The organism is Rhizobacter sp. (assembly GCF_046595475.1).
Classification (GTDB): domain Bacteria; phylum Pseudomonadota; class Gammaproteobacteria; order Burkholderiales; family Burkholderiaceae_C; genus Rhizobacter.
On sequence record NZ_JBKJOQ010000033.1, the window covers coordinates 1 to 22,889 of the forward strand.

Below are 22,889 nucleotides of genomic sequence, written 5' to 3' on the forward strand. Positions count from 1 at the left end.
TATGTGCCGGCCGACGACTTGACCGACCCGTCGCCCGCCACGACCTTCGGCCACCTGGACGCCACCGTCGTGCTGTCGCGCGACATCGCTTCGCTTGGCATCTATCCGTCGGTCGACCCGCTCGATTCCACATCGCGCCAGATCGACCCGAACGTCATCGGCGAAGAGCACTACAACTGCACGCGCCGGGTCCAGCAGACGCTACAGCGCTACAAGGAACTGCGCGACATCATCGCCATTCTGGGCATGGACGAGCTCTCACCCGACGATAAGTTGGCCGTGTCGCGCGCGCGCAAGATCCAGCGCTTCCTGTCCCAGCCTTTCCACGTCGCCGAGGTCTTCACCGGCACGCCCGGCAAGTACGTGCCGCTAAAGGAAACCATCCGCGGCTTCAAGATGATCGTGGCCGGCGAGTGCGACTCGCTGCCCGAGCAGGCCTTCTACATGGTCGGCACGATCGACGAGGCCTTCGAAAAGGCCAAGAAGATCCAATAAGGAACACACATGGCAACCCTGCACGTAGACGTCGTCTCCGCCGAAGAGAGCATCTTCTCCGGCGAAGCGAAGTTCGTCGCTTTGCCGGGTGAACTGGGCGAGCTCGGGATCTACCCGCGACACACGCCCTTGATCACCCGCATCAAGCCCGGTGCGGTGCGCATCTTGCGCGCTGACAACGACCAGGAAGAGTTCGTGTTCGTGGCCGGTGGCATTCTCGAAGTGCAGCCGGGCACGGTCACCGTGCTGGCCGACACCGCCATTCGCGGCAAAGACCTGGACGAAGCCAAAGCCCTAGAAGCCCAGAAGCTTGCCGAAGAAGCTTTGAAGAACGCCAAGAGCGAGCTCGACCAGGCCAAGATCCAGAACGAGTTGGTGGCCCTGGCCGCCCAGGTGGCCGCCCTGCGCCGCTTCATGAAAAAGTAACGCAGCCTCTCCCGCGTTTCGGCCTTTTGCGCCGAGCAAATCAAAGCCCGCACCTGCCTCGCCGCTGCGGGCTTTTTGCTGCACGCCCGGGGTCCCTTATTCACGGCGGCGTAAGGCCTGGGTCACGGGTTTCCTCACACTTGACCCGAGTCAGGTCGAAGATCGATCTTGCCTGTCGGAAGTCGGGCGCCTAGCATCCCGCGATCGAGCCGCATCAGACGGCCGCCAGGAGACAAGCGTGAGCCCTTGGGCCGAACTATCGGGCAGCGAGCTGACCGTGCTGGACAACGTGTTCTGGTGCGGCGGGCTTTCGCGTGACGCTCTCGCCAACCGGGCCTCCTTTTCCAAGACGCGGGCCAACGCCACCGTGGCCGGCTTGCTCGACCAGGGTCTGCTCGAAGAAGCCGGCCTGCAAAGCTCCTCGGGCGGACGCCGCCCCGAAACCCTGCGCCTGCACCACGGCCTGGGCGTGCTGCTGGGTGCCGACCTCGGCGCCACCGGCCTCGAAGTGGCGGTGCTCACACCCGACCTGCGCGTGCTGGCCAGCCACCGCGAAACCGCCGATGTGCGCCGCGGCCCTGGCCTGGTGCTGTCACGCGTGCGCGCGCTGATGGCCGAGCTTCTCACGCAATGCGGCCGCTCAGCACGCGACGTCATCGCCATCGGCATCGGCGTGCCCGGGCCGGTGGACTTCGAGACCGGTCAGCTCGTCAACCCGCCGCTCATGCCCGAGTGGGACAGCTTTTCCATCCGCGACGACTTGCGCGCCGACTACAGCGCACCCGTCTTCGTCGACAACGACGTCAACCTGATGGCGCTGGGCGAACTGTGGCGCTTGCAGCGCGGCCTGCAGAACTTTCTCGTGATCAAGATCGGCACCGGCATCGGCTGCGGCATCGTGTGCCATGGCGAGGTGTACCGCGGCGCAAATGGCTCGGCCGGCGACGTGGGTCACATCTGCGTCGACCCGCACGGGCCGCGCTGCACTTGCGGCAACCTGGGCTGCGTGGAGGCGATGGCCGCTGGTCCGGCCATCGCCGCGCAAGCCACCGAGGCGGCGCGCTCTGGCGAGAGCCCCATGCTCGCTGCCGTGCTGGCCGAGCGCGGCACCATCACTCCAGGCGATGTGGCACAGGCCAGCCGCGCAGGCGATGCGGCTTCCAACGCCATCATCCAGCGCGCCGGCACGCTCATCGGCCAGATGCTCGCAAGCATCGTCAACTTCTTCAACCCTTCGCACGTGTTCATCGGCGGTGGGGTCACGCGCATCGGGCCGCTGTTCCTCGCCTCACTGCGGCAGAGCATCTATCACCGCTCACTCGCGTTGTCGACCCGGCACCTGGAGATTCAGTACACGCCGCTGGGTGAACAAGCGGGCGTCATCGGCGCGGGCGTGCTCGCCATGCACGAGACGATGAAAACACGTGGTGTCATTCCATGAGCGTGGCCGTCGAATTCGTCGACCTGCACAAGGCCTTCGGCCCGGTGCAGGTGCTGCACGGTGTGAGCTTCGCGATCGAGCCCGGCCGCGTCATCGGCCTGCTCGGCGAAAACGGTGCGGGCAAGTCGACACTGATGAAAATCCTGTCCGGCTACGAGCAGGCCAGCGGCGGCGAGATGCGCATCAACGGCCAGGCGCGCAGCTTTGCCGGCTCGCGCGCGGCAGAGGCCGAAGGCATTGTGCTCATCCACCAAGAGTTCAATCTCGCCGACGACCTGACGATCGCGCAAAACATCTTCCTGGGCCATGAGCGCAAGCGCGGCTGGCTGCTGGACGACCAGGCCATGCGTGCCGAGTCGGTGCGCGTGCTGCAGCAGGTGGGCTTGAGCGCCCACCCCGACACGCTGGTCAAGCAGCTCATCGTCGCCGAGAAGCAGCTGGTGGAGATCGCGCGTGCGCTGGAACGCAAGGCCCGCCTGCTGATCATGGACGAGCCCACCGCTACGCTCACGCCCGGCGAGACCGAGCGCCTGTTCGCGCTGGTGGCGCAGCTGAAGGCCGATGGCGTGACCATCCTCTACATCTCGCACAAGCTCGACGAGGTGGAGCGCGTGACCGACGAGGTGGTGGTGATGCGCGACGGCCGCTTCGTTGCACGCGAAACCACCACCAAGCTCACCCGCCAGCAGATGGCGCAGCTGATGGTGGGCCGTGAATTGAGCGACCTCTTCCCGCCCAAGGAAGCTCCGCGCGAAGGTGTGGCACCGTTGCTGCAAGCACGCGGCCTCAGCGTGCCGGGCTGGGCCCAAGACATCAGCTTCGAAGTGCGCCCAGGCGAGATTCTGGGCTTCGCGGGGCTGGTCGGCGCGGGTCGCACCGAGTTGTTTGAAGGCCTGCTGGGCCTGCGCCCCTGCAGCGGCGACGTGCTGATCGGCGGCGCGCCGGTGCGCCTTCGCAGCCCGCGAGAAGCCGCTGACCATGGCCTCACCTACCTGAGCGAAGACCGCAAGGGCAAGGGCCTGCATGTGCGCTTGGGCCTGCGCGAAAACCTGACCCTGATGGCGCTCGCCCGCTATGCCAAGCCCTGGCTGCGGCCCGCCGCCGAGCAGCGGGCCCTGCAGCACGCCGTCGAGGCCTTCGGCATCCGCACCGGCAATCTGAATGCGCCGGCCTCGTCGCTCTCGGGCGGCAACCAGCAGAAGCTTGCACTGGCCAAGGTGCTGCACCCCGACCCGCGCGTGGTGGTGCTGGACGAACCCACTCGCGGCGTCGACGTCGGCGCCAAACGCGACATCTATTTCCTGGTCCAGCGCCTGGCCCAAGAAGGCCGGGCGGTGATCGTCATCTCGTCCGAGCTGATGGAGTTGATCGGCCTGTGCCACCGCGTGGTGGTGATGCGCGCCGGCCGCCTGCAGGCCACGCTAGACGCCACCCACCTGACCGAAGAGGAGCTCATCGCCCATGCCACCGGAACGCACTGACGTGGCCCGCACCCACGCCCCCTGGCACGCGCGCCTGCACGGCCTAGGCCCCATCGTCGGGCTGGTGCTGCTGTGCATCGCCGGCACGCTACTCAACAGCGATTTCGCCACGCTCGACAACGCGACGAACCTGCTCACCCGCACCGCCTTCATCGGCATCATCGCGGTGGGCATGTGCTTCGTGATCATCTCGGGCGGCATCGACCTGTCGGTGGGCTCAATGGCCGCGCTGATCGCCGGCTGCGTGATCCTTTTCATGAACGCCATCGCAGCGTCGGTGAGCTCGCCGGTGTGGGTGGTCGTGCTGGGCATGGGCTTCGCACTCGTGCTGGGCGCGCTCTTTGGCCTGGCGCACGGGCTGCTCATCACCAAGGGCCGCATCGAGCCTTTCATCGTGACGCTGGGCACGCTGGGCATCTTCCGCGCCTACCTCACCTACTTCTCCAACGGCGGGGCGATCACGCTCGACAACACCCTGGCCGATGCCTACGGCCCCGTCTACTACGCGAGCTTGCTGGGCGTGCCAGTGCCCGTGTGGGTGTTCGCAGGCGTGGCGCTGCTGGGCGGGCTCATCCTGAACCGCACCGCCTACGGCCGCTACGTGCAGGCCATAGGCTCCAACGAACAGGTGGCGCGCTATGCCGCGGTCGACGTCGACCGCATCAAGGTCATCACCTACATGCTACTCGGCGTGTGCGTGGGCATTGCCACCCTGCTCTACGTGCCACGCCTCGGGTCGGCGTCGCCCACCACCGGCCTCTTGTGGGAACTGGAAGCCATTGCTGCGGTGATCGTCGGCGGCACGGCGCTCAAGGGCGGCGCCGGCAGCATCACCGGCACCGTGGTCGGTGCCGTGCTGCTCTCGGTCATCAGCAACATCTTGAACCTCACCAGCATCATCAGCGTGTACCTCAACGCGGCGGTGCAGGGCTTCGTGATCATCGTCGTGGCCTTCATGCAAAGGCGACAGCGATGAAGCCTGCACGCCCAACCCATTCAGTCCCCCAGCCGCGGCCACAAGCTGCATTTCTTACTTACTCATAACGGAGACAACCATGAAATTTGCTGTTCGCTTGCTCGCCATTGCCGCCACCGCGGCCGGCGCGCTCAGCTTTGCATCGGGCGCGATGGCGCAGAACAAGGTCAACCTCGGCGTCGCCATTCCGGCGGCCACGCACGGCTTCACCGGTGGCATCGTCTGGTGGGCCAACGAGGCCAAGAAAGAGCTGGAGAAGAAATACCCCGACCTGAAGATCACGGTCAAGACCGCCGCCAACGCGGGCGAGCAGGCCAACCAGCTGCAAGACCTCGTCACGGCCAACAAGATCAACGCGCTGGTGGTGTTTCCCTTCGAGTCGGCCGCACTCACCAAGCCGGTGGCCCAGGTCAAGGGCAAGGGTGTGTACGTGACAGTGGTCGACCGCGGCCTCACCGACACCAGCGCGCAAGACGCCTACGTGGCCGGCGACAACACCGCCTTCGGCAAGATCCCGGCCGAGTACCTGGCCAAGGCCATGGGCGGCAAGGGCAACGTGGTCGCCATGCGCGGCATCGCCACCACGCTGGACAACGAGCGCATGGACGCCTTCAACGGCGTGCTGAAGGCCTACCCCGACATCAAGCTGCTCGATGCCAAGTACGCCAACTGGAACCGCGACGACGCCTTCAAGGTCATGCAGGACTACCTCACCCGCTTCAAGCACATCGACGCGGTGTGGGCGGCAGACGACGACATGGCGGTGGGCGTGTTGAAGGCCATCGACCAGGCCAAGCGCAGCGACATCAAGGTCGTCTTCGGTGGCGCCGGTGCCAAGGGCATGGTCAAGACGCTGATGGACGGCGCCGACCCGCGCATTCAGGCCAACGTGTCGTACTCGCCCAAGTTCATCTACGACGCCATCAAGCTGACCGCCGAAGCGCGCCTGAAGAACGAGAAGCTGCCCGCCACGACCATCATTCCTTCGGTGTTGATCACCAAGGAAAACGCCAAGCAGTTCTACTTCCCTGACTCGCCGTTTTAAGGTCGCGACGGGCGCGGGCCTGAAAAGCACGCCCGCGCCCCACCACCACCCGCTCAGCCTGAGGTATCGAAGGCCCGCTCAGGCTGTGCCGGGCTTCGATACCTCAGCCTGAGCGGTGGGGGATACGCGATCACCACACCTCGCCCTCTTCACTTGCCCAAGGAGTTCCACATGGCAAGACCCATCACCCTCTTCACCGGCCAATGGGCCGACCTGCCCCTTGCCGAGCTGGCGCCGCTGGCCAAGCGCATGGGCTACGACGGCCTGGAGCTGGCCTGCGGCGGTGACCACTTCAACGTGCAGCAGGCGCTGGCCGATCCGGCCTACGTGAAGCGCAAGCGCGACCAGCTGGCCGACGCCGGTCTGCAGTGCTTTGCCATCGCCAACCACCTGGTGGGCCAGGCGGTGTGCGACCTGATCGACGAGCGGCACGAAGCCATCTTGCCCGACCATGTGTGGGGCGACGGCGACCCCGAAGGCGTGCGCCGCCGCGCGGCCCGTGAGATGCAAGACACCGCGCGTGCGGCCGCTGCCTTCGGCGTGAAAACAGTCACCGGCTTCACCGGCTCGTCGATCTGGCACGCGGTCTATGCCTTCCCACCCACCTCACAGGCTTACTGGGACAAAGGGTTCGCCGACTTCGCCGCGCGCTGGGCGCCTATCCTGGCCGCCTTCGAGTTGCACGACGTGAACTTCGCGCTCGAGGTGCACCCCACCGAGATCGCCTTCGACATCGCCAGCAGCGAGCGAGCGCTGGAAGCGGTGAAGCACCACCGACGCTTCGGCTTCAACTTCGACCCCAGCCACCTGGCCTACCAAGGTGTCGACTACATCCAGTTCATACGCCGCTTCCCCGACCGCATCTACAACGCCCACATGAAAGACGTGTGGTGGGGCAAAGGCGACGGCAGCGTGGGCGTGTTCGGCGGCCACACCAGCTTCGGCGATGCACGCCGCCACTGGGACTTTCGCAGCGTGGGTCGCGGCATGATCGACTTCGAATCGCTCATCGTCGCGCTCAATGACATCGGCTACGCTGGCCCGCTCAGCGTGGAGTGGGAAGACAGCCGCATGGACCGCCTCCACGGCGCCACCGAGAGTGCCGCCTTCTGCAGGCGGCTCGATTTCAAACCGGCGGCCGGCGCCTTCGATGCCGCCTTCGCCAAGAAACAGCACCCCGCCACATGACAGCCTCTTACCAACCTGCCCTGCGCTACGCCATGGTCGGCGGTGGCCGCGGCGCCTTCATCGGCAGCGTGCACCGCCAAGCCATGGCGCTCGACGGCCAGATGCAGCTGGTGTCGGCCGCGCTCTCGTCGCAACCCGACAAGGCACTCGCCTCGGGCCGCGACCTCGGCCTGCCCGACGCACGCAACCACGCGAGCTGGCAGGCCCTGCTGGCCGACGAGCTGAAGCGCCCGGCGCACGAGCGCATCAACTTCGTTTCCATCGTCACGCCCAACGACCTGCATTACCCGGTGGCCAAGGCCTTCACCGAAGCTGGCATCCATGTGGTGTGCGACAAGCCGCTGGTGCACACCAGCGCACAGGCGCAAGACCTGCTGCAAGCCGTCGCACACGCCGGCACGGTGTTCGGCGTGACGCACAACTACACCGGCTACCCCATGGTGCGCGAGGCACGCGAGATGGTGAAGGCCGGCGCCATCGGCCCCATCCACAAGGTCATCGTCGAGTACCACCAGGGCTGGCTCGCGCCGCAGCTACAGACCGGTGACACCAGCGGCGCCTGGCGCACCGACCCGGCGCGCAACGGCCCCGGCGGCGCACTGGCCGACGTGGGCACGCATGCCGAGAACCTGCTCAGCACCGTCACTGGCCTCACCATCGAAAGCCTGTGCGCCGACCTCACCGCCTTCATCCCCGGCCGCCGGCTAGACGACGACGCCAACATGCTGCTGCGCTTCACCAACGGCGCGCGCGGTGTGCTGATGGCCTCGCAGGTAGAGACCGGCTGTGAGAACGACATCCGCCTGCGCGTGTTCGGCAGCCTCGGCTCGCTCGACTGGCGGCAGGAAGACCCCAACCACCTGGTGCACTCGCCAATCGACGGTGCGCGGCGCATCCTCACGCGCGGCTCACCTGGCTTGAGCGAATCGGCAAAGCACGCCACGCGCCTGCCCTCGGGCCACCCCGAGGCCTTCATTGAGGCCTTTGCCAACATCTACCTGGGTGTGGCGGCCGACATCCGCGCACGACAGGCCCGCGTGGCCGCCGACCCGCTGCACGCCGACTACCCCACGCTCGCCGACGGCGCTCGCGGCGTGCGTTTCATCGAGCGCGTGATCGCATCAGCCGCAAGCGGCAGCAGCTGGGTCGCGATGGCTGGCTAGGGCCGGGCGGGCCGGCTTGCCGGCATGGCCGGCAGCTTCAGCGGCTTGAGGTCACCGCAATCAGCGCCCAGCCACTTGGCCTTGATCGTCATGCTGGTGGTGTGGTTCTGGCCCTTCATTGACATGGTGGTGGCGCTCGTCACCGTGTAGCTCTCGGAGCCCGTGAACACGGCCTCGCCCTCGGTCACCGAGGGCGGCTGGCTGCAGGTGGATTTCCACTTCCACACACTGCCGCTGCGGGTGGTGAAGTCGGTCTTGCAGGCGCTTTGTTCGCCCTGCCACTTGCCTTGGTCGAGCGACTCTTTGGTCTGGCACATCTTCATCTGCCCGGGCGGGCCGCTCATGTCGATGCCGTGCTGCTTCATGCTGGCTTCCATGCGCTGGCGCATGGCCGGCGACATGGTCTTCAGCTGCTCGCCGAGGTCGGGTGCCTTCTTGCCGTCGCTCATGCGCTCACTTTGCACTTGCCACAGGCCGGGCCTGATGGGCGGGGTGGTCTGGGCTTGCGCGGTGGCAGCCAGAAGTACCAGTGCTGCCAGGGGAAGCGCGCGTAAGAGCAGAGCGGTTGTCATCGGGTTCTCCAGAACGAGAAGTGCAGGGGTCTACTGGATCACAGGTGCATCGGGCAGCTCATTGGGATTTGCCTGATGTGCGGCCAAGGCGAAATGCTGGTTCAGCAGCGCGCTCACGGAATCGAGCGCCGCGTTCAGGCCACCTTCGTAGTCACCCGCCTTGAAGGCCGCCGCCATACTGGCCGTGAGCGAGTGCCACTGCGCCGCACCCACATGCTGGTTCAAACCGCGATCGGCCACGATCTCGATGCTGTGCTCGGCCAGCAGCAGGTAGATGAGCACGCCGCTGTTGTGCTCGGTGTCCCACACGCGCAGCTTGCCGAACATGGCGACGGCGCGCTGCCGCGCCGTGGCACCCCGCCACAGGTAGGACAGCGGCAGGCCGGCCTCCACGCAGATGCGGATCTCGCCGCTGTGCTGCCGCTCGCTCGCGGCCACGCGCTCTTGCAGCCGCTGCAGCGCGCCAGCGCCGAGCGCACGCCGCGCATCGGCTTCGTCCAGCCGACGGTGTTTGAGGATGCGCAGCCATCGGTTCATATCACCAGCCTCCCGAGGCGCCACCGCCGCCGAAATCACCACCGCCGCCGGAGCTGAAACCACCGCCACCCGACGAGCCGCCGCCAGAAGAACCACCGCCTCCCCCGCCGCCCCAGATGATGGGCATGCCGCCACCTCCACTGCGGCGCGAGCCGACACCCAACACGCCCACCAGCACCAGCGTCGCCAGCCCGGCACCGGCCGCGATCAACGCACTGGTCGTGACGAGCCAGCCTATGCCGCCGGCGGCGCCGGCCGTCAGCACCGAGCCCAACTTGCGGCCCAACATGCCGGTGAGCACCGCCCCCAGGATGGGCACCGCCACGAAGAAGAAAATGCCCATGTCTTCGAGGTTGAAACCCGAGCGCTTGCGTTGGGCGGTGGGGCGGTTGGTGGGCTCTGGCAGGCCTTCGCTGCCTATGCGCTCGGCCAGGCGGTCGACCGCCGCATTCAAACCACCGGCGTAGTCACCGGCGCGAAAGGCCGGCGTGATGCGGTCGGTGATGATCTGCTTGGCCGCCAAGTCGGGGATGGCGCCTTCGAGCGCCTTGGCCACTTCGATGCGCACCTTGCGGTCTTCCTTGGCCACCACGATCAGCAGGCCATCGCCCACGCCCTTGCGGCCGACCTTCCAGGCCTCGCCCACACGCTGCGCGTAGGCGGCGATGTCTTCAGGCTGCGTGGTGGACACCAGCAGCACCACCAGCTGCGAGCCGCGCTCGCGTTCGATGGTGTCGAGCTTGCTGCTGAGCGCCTGTACCTGCGCCGGGGTGAGCGTGCTGGTCTGGTCGACCACGCGGCCCGACAGCGCCGGCACGGGCCGCACGTCTTGCGCTTGCAGCGGCGCCATCCACAGCGCCGCCAGCAGGAGCAGAAGCCAACGCATCACGCGGGCTTACTTCGCAGCCGGCTTGTCGAAATTGACGGCGGGCGGCGTGGAGATCTGCGCTTCGTTCTGCACCGTGAAGCTGGGCTTGGGCGGGTAGCCAAACATCTTGCCGGTGAGGTTGGTGGGGAAGCTGCGCGCCAGCACGTTGTACTCGGCCACGGCCTTGATGTAGCGGTTGCGCGCCACGGTGATGCGGTTCTCGGTGCCTTCGAGCTGCACACGCAGATCTTGAAAGCCGGCATTGGCCTTCAGGTTGGGGTAGTTCTCGGTGACGACGAGCAAACGGCTCAGCGCACCGCTCAGCTCGCCCTGCGCCTTTTGAAACTTGTCGAAGGCGGCGGGGTCGTTGAGCGTTTCGGGGGTCACCTGGATGCTGGTGGCCTTGGCCCGCGCCTCCACCACCTTGGTGAGCGTGTCTTGCTCGAAGCTGGCTTCGCCCTTGACGGTGGCCACGATGTTGGGAATGAGATCGGCGCGGCGTTGGTACTGGTTGAGCACCTCGGACCAGGCGGCCTTGGTCTGCTCGTCGAGCCGCTGGAAGTCGTTGTAGCCACAGCCGGCGAGGCCGAGCGCAGCGGTAAGGGCGAAAGCGGCGAGCCAGAGTCTGCGAATCATTGTGTGTCCTCCAAGATGGGCAGCGCATGCTACCCCGCGGCTGAAATGTGGCGATGGCGTCGAAATTCAAGGGGCAGGGAGATACTTCACGCCCATGTCGCTCATCCAGGAAGCCCTGCGCGCCGGCCACGCGCCCACCCCACACCGCCGCGCCGCGGGCCCCCGCGTGCTGGTGGCCGGCGGCGGGGGCGCTCTGGGCTCGGCCTTGCTGGAGCATCTGCTGGGCGAACGCCATTTCGCGCAGGTGAGCGTGCTGGTCACGCAGCCGGTGCAGACGGCCTTGCGCGGCCTGCACCCCGTGCTGTGGGAAGGCGGGGCACCCGCGCACGACACCGAGACCACGGCACTCGTGGTGTTCGACCGCCAGCGCGGCGCCAACGGGCGCGAAGAGGCTTTCTTCAAGCCCCACCCCGACAGCCTGCCGGCCCTCGCCCGCTGGCTGCATGCGCGCGGCGTGCGCCACCTTCTGGTGGTGCTGCCGCACGCGCCGGCCAGCCTGCCCGACGCACTGAAGCGAGGGCTGGCCAGCCTGGACGAACACACCGTGGCCACCCTCGGCTTCGAGCACCTGGTGTTCATGCGCTCGGCGCAGGCGCCGGGCCAGATGAAGCACACGCACCCCGCCCAGCGCCTCGCGCACTGGATGCTGTCGCAGCTGCAAATGATGGTGCCGCAGCGCGATCAACCCGTGCGCGCGCAGAAGGTGGCGCAGTTCGCCGCACAACTCGCGGCGCAGCTGCCTGCCTCACCCCCGGGCACGCGCGTGGTACCGCCCGAGGTGGTGTGGGCGGCCGCGCAAACAGGGCGTGTGGCCGACCTCGCCACCCAATGGCTCAGCGGCCAGCCGCTGCCTGAGACGCCGCCACCCCCAACGCGGCTGTGAGCGCCTCGCGTGGCGGTGACCAGCGCGAAACGGCCTGGCGTAGCTGATCCCGCTCTCGCCGCGACACCGGCCGCAGCTGGTCAGCCACCCAAGCCATGCGCTCGGTGTTGACCTGGCCGTTGCGTGCCAGCTGCGCCAGCTCGCGGTCGGGGTTGTGCAGCAGCGTGGCCAGCCACACCGCCTGCACCGGCGACAACTGATCAGCAGTCTTGCGCAGGTAGTGCTGCGCCGCGGCCTGTGCGCCGCATTGCCCATCGCCCCAGGGCGCCATGGCGAGGTACAGGTTCAGCGCGCGCGCCTTGCCCAGTGTGCGGTCGATCTCCACCGCATACAGCAGCTCGCGCAGCTTGCGCCCGTGGCTGCGGCTGTCGCCGGTGTAGACGAGCTTGGCCAACTGCTGCGGCAAGGCGCTCGCGCCATGCAGCACCTCGCCGGACCGCTGGTGCGTCGACCACGCCGCCACGATCTCGGCCAGGTCGTAGCCCGGGTGCTCGTAGTAGCGCTGGTCTTCGGCGGCAATCACGGCGCGCGGCAGCCAGGTGCCGAAATCGGTTGACGCCTGCGTGGCGTCACCACAAGCAGGCTGGGCATTGAGCAAGGCTTCGGTGCCGAGGCCGCTCACACGCAGGCCGTCTATGCGCGGCTTGAGGGTGAACTCATTTGACGGCAGCACCCATTGCGCCTTGGCACTGATGCGCCCCTCGATCTGCGCGCGGCCGAACTCGGGAATGTCGGTGCGGAACAGCGCAAAGGCGCGTGCCACCGGCTCGTCGGCCACGGTGAAGCTGAGCGTGATCTGCTGCTTCTCGATGCGCGATGCCCAGCGCCCCTGCAGGGCGTGTGGCGCGTCGCCGAGCGCGAAGCTTCCTTGCAGCCGCATCTCCATGTCGGGCACGACGGTCAGCTCCACACGCGACAGGCGTATCGCCTCCGGGCTCAGCTCGCCCTTCTTAAAACTGCAAGGCGCGCACACGGCGCGCCAGGTGTTGGGTGCGGCCACGGCTTGCCACTGCACCGGCCCATAAGGTGTGCGCAGCGTGCGGCCTTCGAGCAGGCGCAGCATGAAGGGGTGGCTCGCGATGTGCAGCACCGCCGGCACGCTCAGCTCCAGAGGCCACCGGCCCAGCTGCACGGTGTGAGTCCATTCGCCCGGTGCCGGCTTGAGTGCGCGCAGCACCAGCCACACTGCCAGCACCACGCTGATCGACAAGCCCAGCAGCAAACCGAGCAGCGCCTTGACCCAGGTCTTCACATCGCCCTCGCCGTGGTGATCGCTCGCCAGGGGCCGGTGGATTGCCCAAGCTGCGCCGCCCAGAACCAGCTTGATGCGTCGGTGTAGGCCTGGCCCTGCGCATCGACGATGCGCTCGCACACACGGGTGTGGCGGCCCTCGCGCTCAGCAACAAAGCAGCGCCACAGCCGTTGCCCGGCGTCGCGCTCCAGCTGCGCCTGCAAGATGGTGTAGCCCAGGCCGCGGTAGCAGTCGGCGGCCGGGTGCAGCATGCGGGTGGGCTGGCGCACCTCGCGCAGCACGAGCACTTGCTCGCCATCGGTCAGGCGCGCGATGTGGCCGGGGAAGCGCGCCGCAAAACGCAGCTCCACGGCACTCATCGCGAGCGGGCGCAGGGCGTGGCCTTCCCATGCGGTGGGCCACTCGACAGCGGTCGTGGCCGGGGCGCCCGCGCTTGCCGGGGGCTGGGCCAGGGGCGCGAGCCCGCAGGCGGCGAACACGCTCGCCAGCAGCAGCTTGGCGGCTCGGCCTTCAAGCGCGCGCATCGCGGCCTCCACCCACCACGGCCATCACGCCCACGCAAACCAATACCAGCACGAGCAGGCCGATGCCCTGGTGCGCGGCGTCAGAAACTCGCTCCTGCTGCGCCTCCATGGCCACGAGCACGCTGTTGCGCAGCACGTTGCCGGTGAGCACCAGCACGCCCACCCAGGGCAGGCGCGCCAGCAGTTGACGGTCGCGCAGGCCGCACACGGCGGCTGCGATGCAGGCACAGAAGTACGCCATCCACACCATCTGCACTCCCGAGCACGGCGCATCCACGATGACGAGGTGGCCTTGCACCTGCATGGCCGTGCCACTGCGCTCGGCCGCGAAGCCGGCAGCTTGCAGGCCCCAGGTGCTGAGCTGTGCGGTCACCACGCGCAGCGGATAGCCAGCGTAGAACTGCAGCGACGACACCACCGGCAGCGCCAGCACCGCGAGCCCGGCCATCGGCAGCATGGGCTGGCCCGACGGCATGAAGGCGCGCAGGCCGGCGGCCATGGCGAGCGAGGCGAACAATGCACCGACCAGCGGCGGCAGGGTGAACAAGGCGAGCGTGGCGGCCACCATCGCGCCCAGGGCAGCCATCGCCCAGCCGGGCTTGGGTTGGCCGCGCAGGCGCGGCTCCAGTGCGAACACCAGCGCCCCCAGGGCGACCATGGCGGCCAGACCCAAGGGGTCGTCGGAGCCATCGGCCACGCGCGCCGCAGCCCAGCGCCAGTGCGGCCACAGCGCAGCCGCCTGCAGCGCGAGCCAGCCGAGCGGTGGCACTGCATCGAGGCGAGCTTGCCAGCGGCCGACAGGGTGGGTGGTGATCACGGTGCTCATCGCTTCAGCTCCTGTCCTTGCGTGCCCACAGGGTGGCCACCACCACACCGATCACGATCAGCAGCGACAGCCATGCCGCCGGCTCGGGCGTGCTGGGCACTTCGGCACCGATGGCAGCCGCTGCTGCCAAATCTGTCATGCCTTCCGGCAGAGGCGACGGCTGGTCGACACTGGGGCTGAGCGCCGGGTTGGGGTTGCGCACGCGCTGGTCCACGGCGATGAAGCTGGTGTACTGCGTGAGCAGGCTGTAGCTCAGGCCCAGCTGGGTGATGGCGCTCTTTTGCGTGCTGCCGCCTTCCAGTGCTTCTTGGTCACTCAGCGTGGCGATGCGCTGGCGCGCCCACAGGTGGCGCAGTGCAGACGAACGCTGGTCTTCGCGCCCCTCGGTGGTGAGCTCGTGACGGTACTGCCCGTCGGCCGCGCGGCCTTCGATGACGAGCTTGCCGTTGATCGGCATCGTGCTGTCGCCGCGCCACTTGCCAAACACCATCACCGGGCGGCCGCCCAGCACGTCGGGTAGCTGCGCGGGCTCCACGTCATACACATCAAGCCCCTCGAAACGCGCTTTCACCTGCGTGAGCACCGGCGCTTCGATGATCTTGCGCAGGCGATCGGCTTGCTCGGCCGCCTGGTCGGGCTTGGTGACGACGAAGGCCTCGCCCTGGCCCGCACGCGCTATGCCTTCGATCAGGTGGCGGTTGACGCTGCTGCCGATGCCGAAGGCGAACACATTGGCCTGGTTGAGGTTTTGGCGTATCAGCTGGAACACCTCGGCCTCGACGCTCACGTAGCCGTCGGTCACCACCACCACCGTGCGCGACACGTCGTCGGCCTTGGGCAGCGCGACGATGCGCTTGAGCGCCGGCACGATCTCGGTGCTGCCGCTGCCACCCATGGCATTGATGGTTTTGATGGCCTGCTCGATGTTGGCGCGGGTGGCCGGCACCGAGGCCGGCGCGAGCATGCGGTTGCTGCCCGAAAACAGCATCACGTTGAAGGTGTCGCTGGCGCGCAAGCCGCCGATCAGGTTGCGCAAGAGCGCCTTCGAGGTTTCGAGCGGGTAGCCGTGCATGGAGCCCGAGATGTCGACCACGAAGACGTAGTCGCGCGGGTTGATCTGCTGGGCCGGCACGGCCTTGGGCGGCTCGACCATGGCGAGAAAGAAGTTCTCTGTCTCGCCACGAAACAGCATCAGGCCCGACTCGATGCGGTCGCCCGCGAGGCGGTAGTTCAGGATGAAGTCGCGGTTGTGGGCCAGCGTGCTTGAAGTTTGGTCGAGCGGCTTCAGCGACACCGCGGCGTGTTGCGTGCCAGTGCCGTCAACCACCACCTCGTGCGTAGGCGAGGCAATCTCTTTCACCGGCACCGGTGTGTCCAGCGTCACGCGAATGGCAAAGCTGGTGGCCGAGGGCTCACCGGCGTTCAGGTAAGTGCCGCCAATTGCGCCAGAGCCGGCGCCAGAGCCAGCGCCCGAGCCAGCGCCAGAGCCCGTGGGGCTGTTGTAGCGCGGCCCCACCACGGTGGGAAAGACGAAACCGTATTGCGCATCACGCGGCACGAGCAGCTCGGTGTAGCGCAGCTCCACCGCCACGTCGTCGCCCGGCAAGATGTTGGCCACGTTCATCTCGAACACATTGGGGCGCTGCTGCTCCAGCAGGGCCGCCGTCTTGCCTTCCTTCTTCGCGGCCTGGTACTCGATGCGCGCTTGCTGCTTCTCCTTGATGCGCGCCGTGAGCAAGCGGTCGCCCAGCCGCACGCTCATGGCGTAGACGGCCGCTTGGGTGGAGGCCGGGAAGAGATAGCGCGCCTCGATGGGCCGTTGGCCTTCGTTGCGGTAGTGCTGCGTGACCGTCACATCGGCGATCACGCCGGCGATGCGCACGTCGACCTGGGTCGACTTGAGCGGCAGGCGGTCGGTGCCAGGCTCGCTGCTGTTGACGGCGAAGTAGGGGCTCTCGGCAGCGCGGGCCTCGGAATCGTCAGCACGAGCGGGCGACCAGAACAGCATCAGCACCACTGAGAACAGTGACAGCGCAATGCACCACATCACGCGGCCAGTGCGGCTGAGCGGGTGTAAAGGGATGAGCGGGCGGGGCATGACAGTCTTCTCCGAGGCAACAGCGCCACCGATGTGGTGGGCATGAACCCAAGGATCAGCCGCGCATGCGAAGCGGGTTTGAAGCCTGACGGGCGCTTTGTGAAGCCTGCGTGAAGGGGGCTTGTCGAGCCGATACTTGCGGCTTCTTCAACCCGGAGTCACCCATGAAAGCATTCGCCCTGTCTTGTGTCTTGCTCGCCGCCACCACCCCTGCCCTGGCGGCCAAGGCCTGCGAAGAACTCAAGACCGAAATCGCCGCCAAGCTCGATGCCAAGAGCGTCACCGGCTACACGCTGGAGATCGTGGCGACCGACGCGGTGGGCGAGCGCAAGGTGGTGGGCAGCTGCGATGGTGGCAGCAAGAAGATTGTTTACGAGAAGAAGTGAGCTCAGTTCAGCGGTAACGACAAGGTGGCTACGGCACCCCCATCACTGGCATTGCGCAGCGTGACGCGCCCCTCGTGCAGCTCGGCAATCTCTTTCACGAAGGGCAAGCCGAGACCGGTGCTCTTCTTGTGCGTCAGCGGCCGCGCCAGCGAGTAGAACTTCTCGAACACCTTGTCTTCGGCGTAGTCGGGAATGCCCGGCCCGTGGTCGCGCACAGTGAGGTCGACCGCGCGGCGGCGACGCAGCAGACCGAGGGTGACCGTGCCGCCCGCCGGTGAAAAATCGAGCGCGTTGTCGATCAGGTTGGCCATGGCCCGCTGAAGCAAGAAGGCGTCGGCCTCGACCGTGGCATCGTCCGGCGCATCGGTCACCACGATGTGCAGCCCGCGCGCTTCGGCCGTGGGGCGCGCACTCGCCGCCAGCTCCAGCAGCAAGGGCCGCAGCCCCACCCGCGTGGTGGCCTCCAGGCTGCGGCGCGACTCCAGCGCGGTGAGCTCCATCATGCGGTCGACCAGCTCCTGTATGCGCTGCGCCTCGCGGACGATGTTGGCGGCGAAGCGCGCGCGGTCGGCATCGGGCATGGGCTCTTGCAGCAGCTCGGCTGCGCCGCGTATGGCCGACAGCGGGCTCTTCACTTCGTGGGTGAGCGTCTGCACATAGTCGGCCACATAGTTGCGCCCGGCCAGCGCGTCGCGCATCTCATCGAAGGCGGCGCGAAAAGCGCTCAGCGCACGCCGGGTAAGGCGCGGCAGGTTGAACGACCGCTGCGCACGCGCATAGCGCACGTAGTCGGCAAAAACGCCGAAGGGCCGCACCAGCCACACCGAGAGAATCACCACGAACAGGATCAACGCCGCCACCGAGGTCGTGCCCACCAGCAGCGTCTTGCGCCGCGCCGCCTGCACGAACTGGCCGAAGCTCTGGACAGGCTTGCCCACGCTCACCGCGCCGATGATCTGATCGGCCACGCGTATGGGCGCGGCCACGTACATCACGGAGGTGCGCGCGTTGTTGTCGACATCGGGCGAGGTGCGCGCGCCATACTCGCCGCTCAGCGCCAGGCGCACGTCGCGCCACTGTGAGTGATCGGCCCCCAGCGAGCGGTTGGTGGAGTCAAAAACAACCGTGCCTCCGCGGTCGACCACCGTCAGCCGCAGCTCGACCCGCGTTTTCTCGAAGCCGTAAATGTTGGCCTTGAAGCGCCGTGCATACAGCGCCTGAAACACCGGGCCCAGCGCATCAGCCTGCAGCGTGCCATCGCGCGACACGCCTTCGATCAGCGTGGCCAGCAGTTGCGCTGTCTCTACCAGCGACTCTTCGGCCGACTCGCGGTAGCGTGGGTCGATCTCTTCGAGCTGGCGGTACATCAGCCAGCCGACACCCAGCACATAGGCGAGCAAGATGCCGATGAAGATGCGGTTGCGCTTGGTCATGAGGCCGCATCTTATGGAGTCGGCGCGCGGCCGCTCCAAGGCCCCGGCAGGATCAGGCCGTGGCCAGGGCCTCGCTGGCGCGGCGCACGCTGTTCTTGCCCGCTTGCTTGCCGCCGTACATCGCGGCGTCGGCACGGCGCAGCAGCGCGTCGCCGTCGGTGCCGTCGAGCGGGGCGATGGCATAGCCCACGGTCATGCCGACACGGCACTGGGCACGTGACAGCGTGAAGAGCCTGGCCGAGCAGGCCAGCAGCTTTTGCCCCACTTGCTCCACTTCGGCTTCGCCGCGCAGCTGCGAGGCCACCACGACGAACTCGTCACCCCCCAGGCGCGCCACCAGGTCACCTGCGCGCACCGCCTGCTTCAAGCGTGCACCCATTTGCGCGAGCAGCTCGTCGCCGGCGTCGTGGCCGTGGGTGTCGTTGATGGGCTTGAAGCCGTCGAGGTCGAGCAGGTAGACGGCTGTCAGGCTGTCGGTGTTCGACGCCTGCGCCAAGAGCGGCAGGCCCAACTGCAGGCCGCGGCGGTTGAGCAGGCCGGTGAGCGGGTCGGTCTGAGCGATCTGCAGCACGCGTGCGTGTTCACGCTTGGCGTACTCACCGGCGAGTTGCATCTCTTTGGCGCGCACGCCCAACACCATCATCCAAGCGATGGTTTCCAGAATGGCGCACACCTGGTAAAGGCCTTGCGCCCAGCCCCATGCACCCAACTTGCCCGCGCTGAGCATGAGCATGCTGGCCACGCCCACGCCGTAGACGCCCCAGCCCACGAATGCCCATATCGCTGCACGGTCGCCTTCGCGCGCACGCTTGAACGCCACCGGCAAGGCCAGCAGCATGGGCAGGGCGCCGAGCACGGCCGACACCTGCGAAGCCTGGCGATAGTCAATGGCGCCCAGCACGAACAGCACGGCTGCGAGCAGCGACAAGCCAGCCACGGCGTGCATGGCCCGGCCACCCCAGCGGCTGTAGCGCGGCACGTCGAGCGAGCGGATGACGAAGAGTGTGCCGAAGGCCAGTATCAGCAGCATCAGCAAGGCGGGTGCGTTCTGAGTAAGCCACCGGTTCTCGGGCCACAGGTACTGAGTGGCAACGCCGAAGTAGGCCGGGAAGAACAAGGTGGTGCTGACACTGGCCAACGCAAACCACGCATACATGAGCTCGCGCGTGACCAGCGCGCGCGCGGCGGTGAAGCAGATCAAGCACAGACCGAAACCCAGGGCCAGCCCCTGCAGCAGCTCGACCAGCGACTGGTGTTGCACCAGCGCGGAGGTGTTGAGCAGAACCACCGGCGCGATGAGTGCGCTCGCGCTGATGCTGCGCACGCGAATCAGCAGCTCATAGGGGCGCCCGGGCTCCAACGACAGCGGTGCCACGTGCATGCTGGTCGGAGCAGGGCGATCTCGCATCAGCAAGTGGTCGCCCATGAGGGCGTGCTGCACGATCTGGCCGTCAGACAACACATGCAGCTCGGCCACGTCGAGCGGTGGATAGTCGATGGACAACCACCACTGGCCGTCACGTGCGGCAGCGGGCCCTTGCAGCGGGATGTGCAGCCACACGGTCTCGTTGCGCGGGCCGAGATTGCCGTAAGGCCCTTGAGGCACCTGAAACTGCTTGGACAAGGCGGCAACCTCTTGCCAGCCCATGCGGTGGCTCGGGTCGCTGAAGGTGGTGACCCGAGGCCACAGGTCGATGCGCGATGCCACGGCCTGTGCATGCGCGGCCGGTAGCGCCCAGATGAGCATGGCCAAGCAGGCAAAGACGCGAAGCAGAACGTGGCGCATGGGCAGAAGCGGCCCCGCACGGGCCTGGTCAAGGCACGACATGCGCCTCGTCTGCAGGGATATCGACGCCCTCGCCCGATTCCTTAGGAAGAGATAGGCGTTGGTGGCAAATCTTCCACAAGTGCGTAGCCGCTGCCGCGGTGCGTGCGGATGGGCTCCAGCTGCGGCGCCACCAGCTTCATCTTGGCGCGCAGGGTTTTCACATGGGCATCGACGGTGCGGTCCAGGCTCTCGGTGGCGTCGTCCCACACGCGTTCGAGCAATGCGTCACGGCTGAACACATGGCCGGGGCGCGAAGCCAGGGTCTGCAGCAGGCCGAACTCGTAACGCGACAGCTCCAGCAGGCTGCCGTAATAGCGGATCTGGCGCTTGCCTTCATCCACCACCAGGGGCTTGGCGGCAAGCGCTGCCGCCGGGGCAACCACCGCCGCCGGTTTGCTGGCACGGCGCAAGATGGAGCGCACGCGCGCCACCAGCTCTCGCGGCGAAAACGGCTTGGCGACGTAGTCATCGGCACCCAGCTCCAGGCCAACCACGCGGTCTATCTCGTCGCTGCGGGCGGTGAGAAAGACCACCGGCACGTCGCTGAACTCGCGCAGTCTCTTGAACACTTCAAAGCCGCTGGCGTCAGGCAGGCCCACGTCGAGAATGACCAACGCCGGAGCTTGGGCGCGCACCTGCGCCAGCGCTTCTTCGCCGGTGGCGACCCACGCGGGCTCGAAGCCGTCGGTGCGCAGTGCGTACTGCAGTGTGTCGGCGATGCCGGGCTCGTCTTCGACGATCAGGACGCGTGGTTTCATTTGTCAGCGGTGCGCGAAGTGAGCCCACCGAGCGCCGGGCGGCATCCCGTCGGGGGAGCGTTCAACGACACCGTTGAGCGAGGGGCTGTCATTCAGCAGGCAGGAAGCCTTCGATGGAGAGGTAGCGCTCGCCGGTGTCGTAGTTGAAGCCCAGCACCGTCGCGCCCTTGGGCAGGTCGGGCAGCTTCTGCGCGATGGCGGCCAGCGTGGCCCCCGAAGAGATGCCCACCAGCAGGCCCTCTTCTCGCGCCGAGCGGCGGGCGTACTCGCGGGCCGCTTCGGCCTCGACCTGGATCACACCGTCGAGCAGGTCGGTGTGCAGGTTCTTCGGGATGAAGCCCGCGCCTATGCCTTGGATCGGGTGCGGGCTGGGCTTGCCACCGCTGATGACGGGCGAAGCACTGGGCTCCACCGCAAATACCTTCAGCTTGGGCCACATGGCCTTGAGCACCTTGGCACAGCCGGTGATGTGGCCGCCGGTGCCCACGCCCGTGATCAGCGCCTCGATGCCGCTTGGGAAATCGGCCGCGATCTCTTGGGCGGTGGTGCGCATGTGCACGTCGATGTTGGCCGCGTTGTCGAACTGCTGCGGCATCCATGCGCCAGGGGTCGCCGCCACCAGCTCGGTGGCCTTGGCGATCGCGCCGTTCATGCCCTTTTCGCGCGGGGTGAGTACGAAGCTCGCACCATAGGCCAGCATCAGCCGGCGGCGCTCGACGCTCATGCTTTCGGGCATCACCAGTACGAGCTTGTAGCCCTTCACCGCTGCCACCATTGCCAGGCCCACGCCGGTGTTGCCGGAGGTGGGCTCGATGATGGTGCCGCCGGTCTTGAGCGCGCCACTTTGTTCGGCGGCCTCGACCATTGACAGCGCAATTCGGTCCTTGATCGACCCGCCTGGGTTGGAGCGCTCGCTCTTCACGTACACGCTGTGTGTGCTGCCGAACAAGCGGTTGATGCGGATGTGCGGCGTATTGCCGATGGTTTGCAAGACGTTCTGAGCGAGCATGCCGATCTCCTGAAAGAGGGAGCACAAATTATGGGCGCTGGTGCCTGGGCAGGGCCTGGAAATACGAGAGTTGACGCAAAGGTCGCAAAGGAAGAGAGAGAGCAAGAACGCAAAGCGAAGCGCTTCTTTGCGAACTTTGCGTCTTCCCTTGGCGCTCTTTGCGTCCAAAAGGCCCGGCCCCTGGCGCCGACCCAGAGTTGTCGTGCGGGTCGGGCCCTATGAGGCGCGGGCCATAATTCCTCCATGTTTGCTCCCCTCCAAAACGACAGCTTTCTGCGCGCTTGCCTGCGCCAGCCCACCGACCACACGCCCGTGTGGCTGATGCGCCAAGCCGGCCGCTACCTGCCCGAGTACCGCGCCACGCGCGCCCAGGCGGGCAGCTTCATGCGTCTGGCCACCAACACCGACTACGCCACCGAAGTCACCCTGCAGCCACTGGAGCGCTACAAGCTCGACGCCGCGATTCTGTTCAGCGACATCCTCACCGTACCCGACGCCATGGGCCTGGGCCTGAGCTTTGCGCTGGGCGAAGGCCCCAAGTTCGCCTCGCCAGTGCGCGACGAGGCGGCGGTGGCCAAGCTCGAAGTGCCCGACATGGCCAAGCTGCGCTATGTGTTCGACGCCGTCACCTCCATCCGCAAGGCGCTCAACGGCCGCGTGCCGCTGATCGGTTTCTCGGGCAGCCCCTGGACGCTCGCCTGCTACATGGTCGAGGGCGCGGGTTCCGACGATTACCGCCTGGTCAAGACCATGCTGTACAGCCGACCCGACCTGATGCACCGCATGCTGAAGGTGAACGCCGATGCCGTGGCCGCCTACCTCAATGCGCAGATCGAGGCCGGCGCGCAGGCGGTGATGATTTTCGACAGCTGGGGCGGCGTGCTGGCCGACGGCGCCTTCCAGACCTTCAGCCTCGACTACACCCGTCGCGTGCTGGCCCAGGTGAAGCGCGAGCACAACGGGCAGCGCATTCCGCACCTCGTGTTCACCAAGGGCCAGCACGCGGCGCGTGTAGTCGAGGCTGAAGGTCTGGAAGGCGCCGTCGGCCAGCACGCCGCCCCAGC

General features: G+C 67.1%; 23 protein-coding genes. 11 read left to right on the plus strand and 12 right to left on the minus strand.

What is annotated here, in order from left to right; translation table 11 throughout:
* The 8 genes from AC30QB_RS05955 to AC30QB_RS05990 all read left to right on the plus strand — a co-directional run.
* A partial coding sequence (locus AC30QB_RS05955) for an ATP synthase beta subunit C-terminal domain-containing protein (protein ID WP_489545270.1) occupies positions 1–495 on the plus strand: 495 nt, incomplete at its 5' end.
* Positions 496–504: 9 nt separating this feature from the next.
* Positions 505–921: a F0F1 ATP synthase subunit epsilon gene (locus AC30QB_RS05960; RefSeq protein WP_489545271.1), complete on the plus strand. Its 417-nt coding sequence runs from the start codon at positions 505–507 to the stop codon at positions 919–921.
* A 238-nt stretch (positions 922–1,159) separates the two neighbouring features.
* Positions 1,160–2,362 (plus strand): ROK family protein, encoded by a 1,203-nt coding sequence (locus AC30QB_RS05965; protein ID WP_489545272.1) that lies wholly within the window; start codon positions 1,160–1,162, stop codon positions 2,360–2,362.
* Positions 2,359–3,843, plus strand: a complete 1,485-nt coding sequence (locus AC30QB_RS05970) for a sugar ABC transporter ATP-binding protein (protein WP_489545273.1) — start codon at positions 2,359–2,361, stop codon at positions 3,841–3,843. The genes AC30QB_RS05965 and AC30QB_RS05970 overlap by 4 nt, the downstream gene beginning before the upstream one ends.
* Complete coding sequence (locus AC30QB_RS05975; protein ID WP_489545274.1) at positions 3,824–4,819, plus strand: ABC transporter permease; 996 nt, start codon at positions 3,824–3,826, stop codon at positions 4,817–4,819. Before AC30QB_RS05970 ends, AC30QB_RS05975 begins: the two co-directional genes overlap by 20 nt.
* 79 nt (positions 4,820–4,898) lie before the next feature.
* Positions 4,899–5,864 carry a substrate-binding domain-containing protein gene (locus tag AC30QB_RS05980; RefSeq protein WP_489545275.1) on the plus strand — a complete coding sequence of 322 codons (966 nt, stop codon included), beginning with the start codon at positions 4,899–4,901 and terminating at the stop codon, positions 5,862–5,864.
* Between the two features lie 171 nt (positions 5,865–6,035).
* Complete coding sequence (locus AC30QB_RS05985) at positions 6,036–7,052, plus strand: sugar phosphate isomerase/epimerase family protein (RefSeq protein WP_489545276.1); 1,017 nt, start codon at positions 6,036–6,038, stop codon at positions 7,050–7,052.
* Complete coding sequence (locus AC30QB_RS05990; RefSeq protein ID WP_489545277.1) at positions 7,049–8,215, plus strand: Gfo/Idh/MocA family protein; 1,167 nt, start codon at positions 7,049–7,051, stop codon at positions 8,213–8,215. The genes AC30QB_RS05985 and AC30QB_RS05990 overlap by 4 nt, the downstream gene beginning before the upstream one ends.
* Here the strand turns inward: AC30QB_RS05990 and AC30QB_RS05995 are convergent.
* The 4 genes from AC30QB_RS05995 to AC30QB_RS06010 are packed head-to-tail and all read right to left on the minus strand — an operon-like array spanning position 8,212 to position 10,828.
* Positions 8,212–8,787, minus strand: coding sequence for a DUF3617 domain-containing protein (locus tag AC30QB_RS05995; protein WP_489545278.1), 576 nt, complete (start codon positions 8,785–8,787; stop codon positions 8,212–8,214). The two genes, AC30QB_RS05990 and AC30QB_RS05995, sit on opposite strands and share 4 nt — an antisense overlap.
* A 30-nt stretch (positions 8,788–8,817) precedes the next feature.
* Positions 8,818–9,324, minus strand: coding sequence for a TPM domain-containing protein (locus AC30QB_RS06000; RefSeq protein WP_489545279.1), 507 nt, complete (start codon positions 9,322–9,324; stop codon positions 8,818–8,820).
* A 1-nt stretch (position 9,325) separates the two neighbouring features.
* Positions 9,326–10,210, minus strand: a complete 885-nt coding sequence (locus AC30QB_RS06005) for a TPM domain-containing protein (RefSeq protein ID WP_489545280.1) — start codon at positions 10,208–10,210, stop codon at positions 9,326–9,328.
* A 9-nt stretch (positions 10,211–10,219) separates the two neighbouring features.
* A complete protein-coding gene (locus AC30QB_RS06010) occupies positions 10,220–10,828 on the minus strand; it encodes a LemA family protein (RefSeq protein ID WP_489545281.1) in 609 nt (202 codons plus the stop codon).
* Between the two features lie 94 nt (positions 10,829–10,922).
* On the opposite strand from AC30QB_RS06010, the gene AC30QB_RS06015 reads away from it, so the two are divergent.
* Positions 10,923–11,711, plus strand: a complete 789-nt coding sequence (locus tag AC30QB_RS06015; RefSeq protein WP_489545282.1) for a hypothetical protein — start codon at positions 10,923–10,925, stop codon at positions 11,709–11,711.
* On the opposite strand, the gene AC30QB_RS06020 is transcribed toward AC30QB_RS06015, so the two are convergent.
* Genes AC30QB_RS06020 through AC30QB_RS06035 form a run of 4 tightly spaced genes read right to left on the minus strand, consistent with a single transcriptional unit; the run spans position 11,662 to position 16,411 of the window.
* Entirely contained in the window at positions 11,662–12,963 is a 1,302-nt protein-coding gene (locus tag AC30QB_RS06020) for a biosynthetic peptidoglycan transglycosylase (RefSeq protein ID WP_489545283.1), read from the minus strand. The genes AC30QB_RS06015 and AC30QB_RS06020 overlap by 50 nt on opposite strands.
* Positions 12,960–13,487, minus strand: coding sequence for a hypothetical protein (locus AC30QB_RS06025; RefSeq protein WP_489545284.1), 528 nt, complete (start codon positions 13,485–13,487; stop codon positions 12,960–12,962). Before AC30QB_RS06025 ends, AC30QB_RS06020 begins: the two co-directional genes overlap by 4 nt.
* Positions 13,474–14,313 (minus strand): exosortase Q, encoded by an 840-nt coding sequence (xrtQ, locus tag AC30QB_RS06030; RefSeq protein ID WP_489545285.1) that lies wholly within the window; start codon positions 14,311–14,313, stop codon positions 13,474–13,476. Before xrtQ ends, AC30QB_RS06025 begins: the two co-directional genes overlap by 14 nt.
* Positions 14,314–14,317: 4 nt before the next feature.
* The gene (locus AC30QB_RS06035; RefSeq protein WP_489545286.1) at positions 14,318–16,411 is read right to left on the minus strand and encodes a VIT and vWA domain-containing protein; all 2,094 of its coding nucleotides are present in this window, start codon (positions 16,409–16,411) and stop codon (positions 14,318–14,320) included.
* Positions 16,412–16,575: 164 nt separating this feature from the next.
* Here AC30QB_RS06035 and AC30QB_RS06040 point away from each other — a divergent pair, with 164 nt between their 5' ends.
* A complete protein-coding gene (locus AC30QB_RS06040; RefSeq protein ID WP_489545287.1) occupies positions 16,576–16,797 on the plus strand; it encodes a DUF1161 domain-containing protein in 222 nt (73 codons plus the stop codon).
* Positions 16,798–16,799: 2 nt separating this feature from the next.
* Here the strand turns inward: AC30QB_RS06040 and creC are convergent, their stop codons facing one another.
* The 4 genes from creC to cysK all read right to left on the minus strand — a co-directional run bounded on the left by creC (position 16,800) and on the right by cysK (position 21,825).
* Positions 16,800–18,230 carry a two-component system sensor histidine kinase CreC gene (gene creC / locus AC30QB_RS06045; RefSeq protein WP_489545288.1) on the minus strand — a complete coding sequence of 477 codons (1,431 nt, stop codon included), beginning with the start codon at positions 18,228–18,230 and terminating at the stop codon, positions 16,800–16,802.
* A gap of 52 nt (positions 18,231–18,282) precedes the next feature.
* Entirely contained in the window at positions 18,283–20,016 is a 1,734-nt protein-coding gene (locus AC30QB_RS06050) for a diguanylate cyclase domain-containing protein (protein WP_489545289.1), read from the minus strand.
* Between the two features lie 83 nt (positions 20,017–20,099).
* Positions 20,100–20,816: a two-component system response regulator CreB gene (gene creB, locus AC30QB_RS06055; RefSeq protein WP_489545290.1), complete on the minus strand. Its 717-nt coding sequence runs from the start codon at positions 20,814–20,816 to the stop codon at positions 20,100–20,102.
* 88 nt (positions 20,817–20,904) lie between these two features.
* Positions 20,905–21,825: a cysteine synthase A gene (gene cysK / locus AC30QB_RS06060; protein ID WP_489545291.1), complete on the minus strand. Its 921-nt coding sequence runs from the start codon at positions 21,823–21,825 to the stop codon at positions 20,905–20,907.
* 243 nt (positions 21,826–22,068) lie between these two features.
* Between cysK and hemE the strand changes: the two genes are divergently transcribed.
* Positions 22,069–22,889: uroporphyrinogen decarboxylase (gene hemE, locus AC30QB_RS06065; protein WP_489545292.1), on the plus strand; the 821-nt coding region annotated here is incomplete at its 3' end.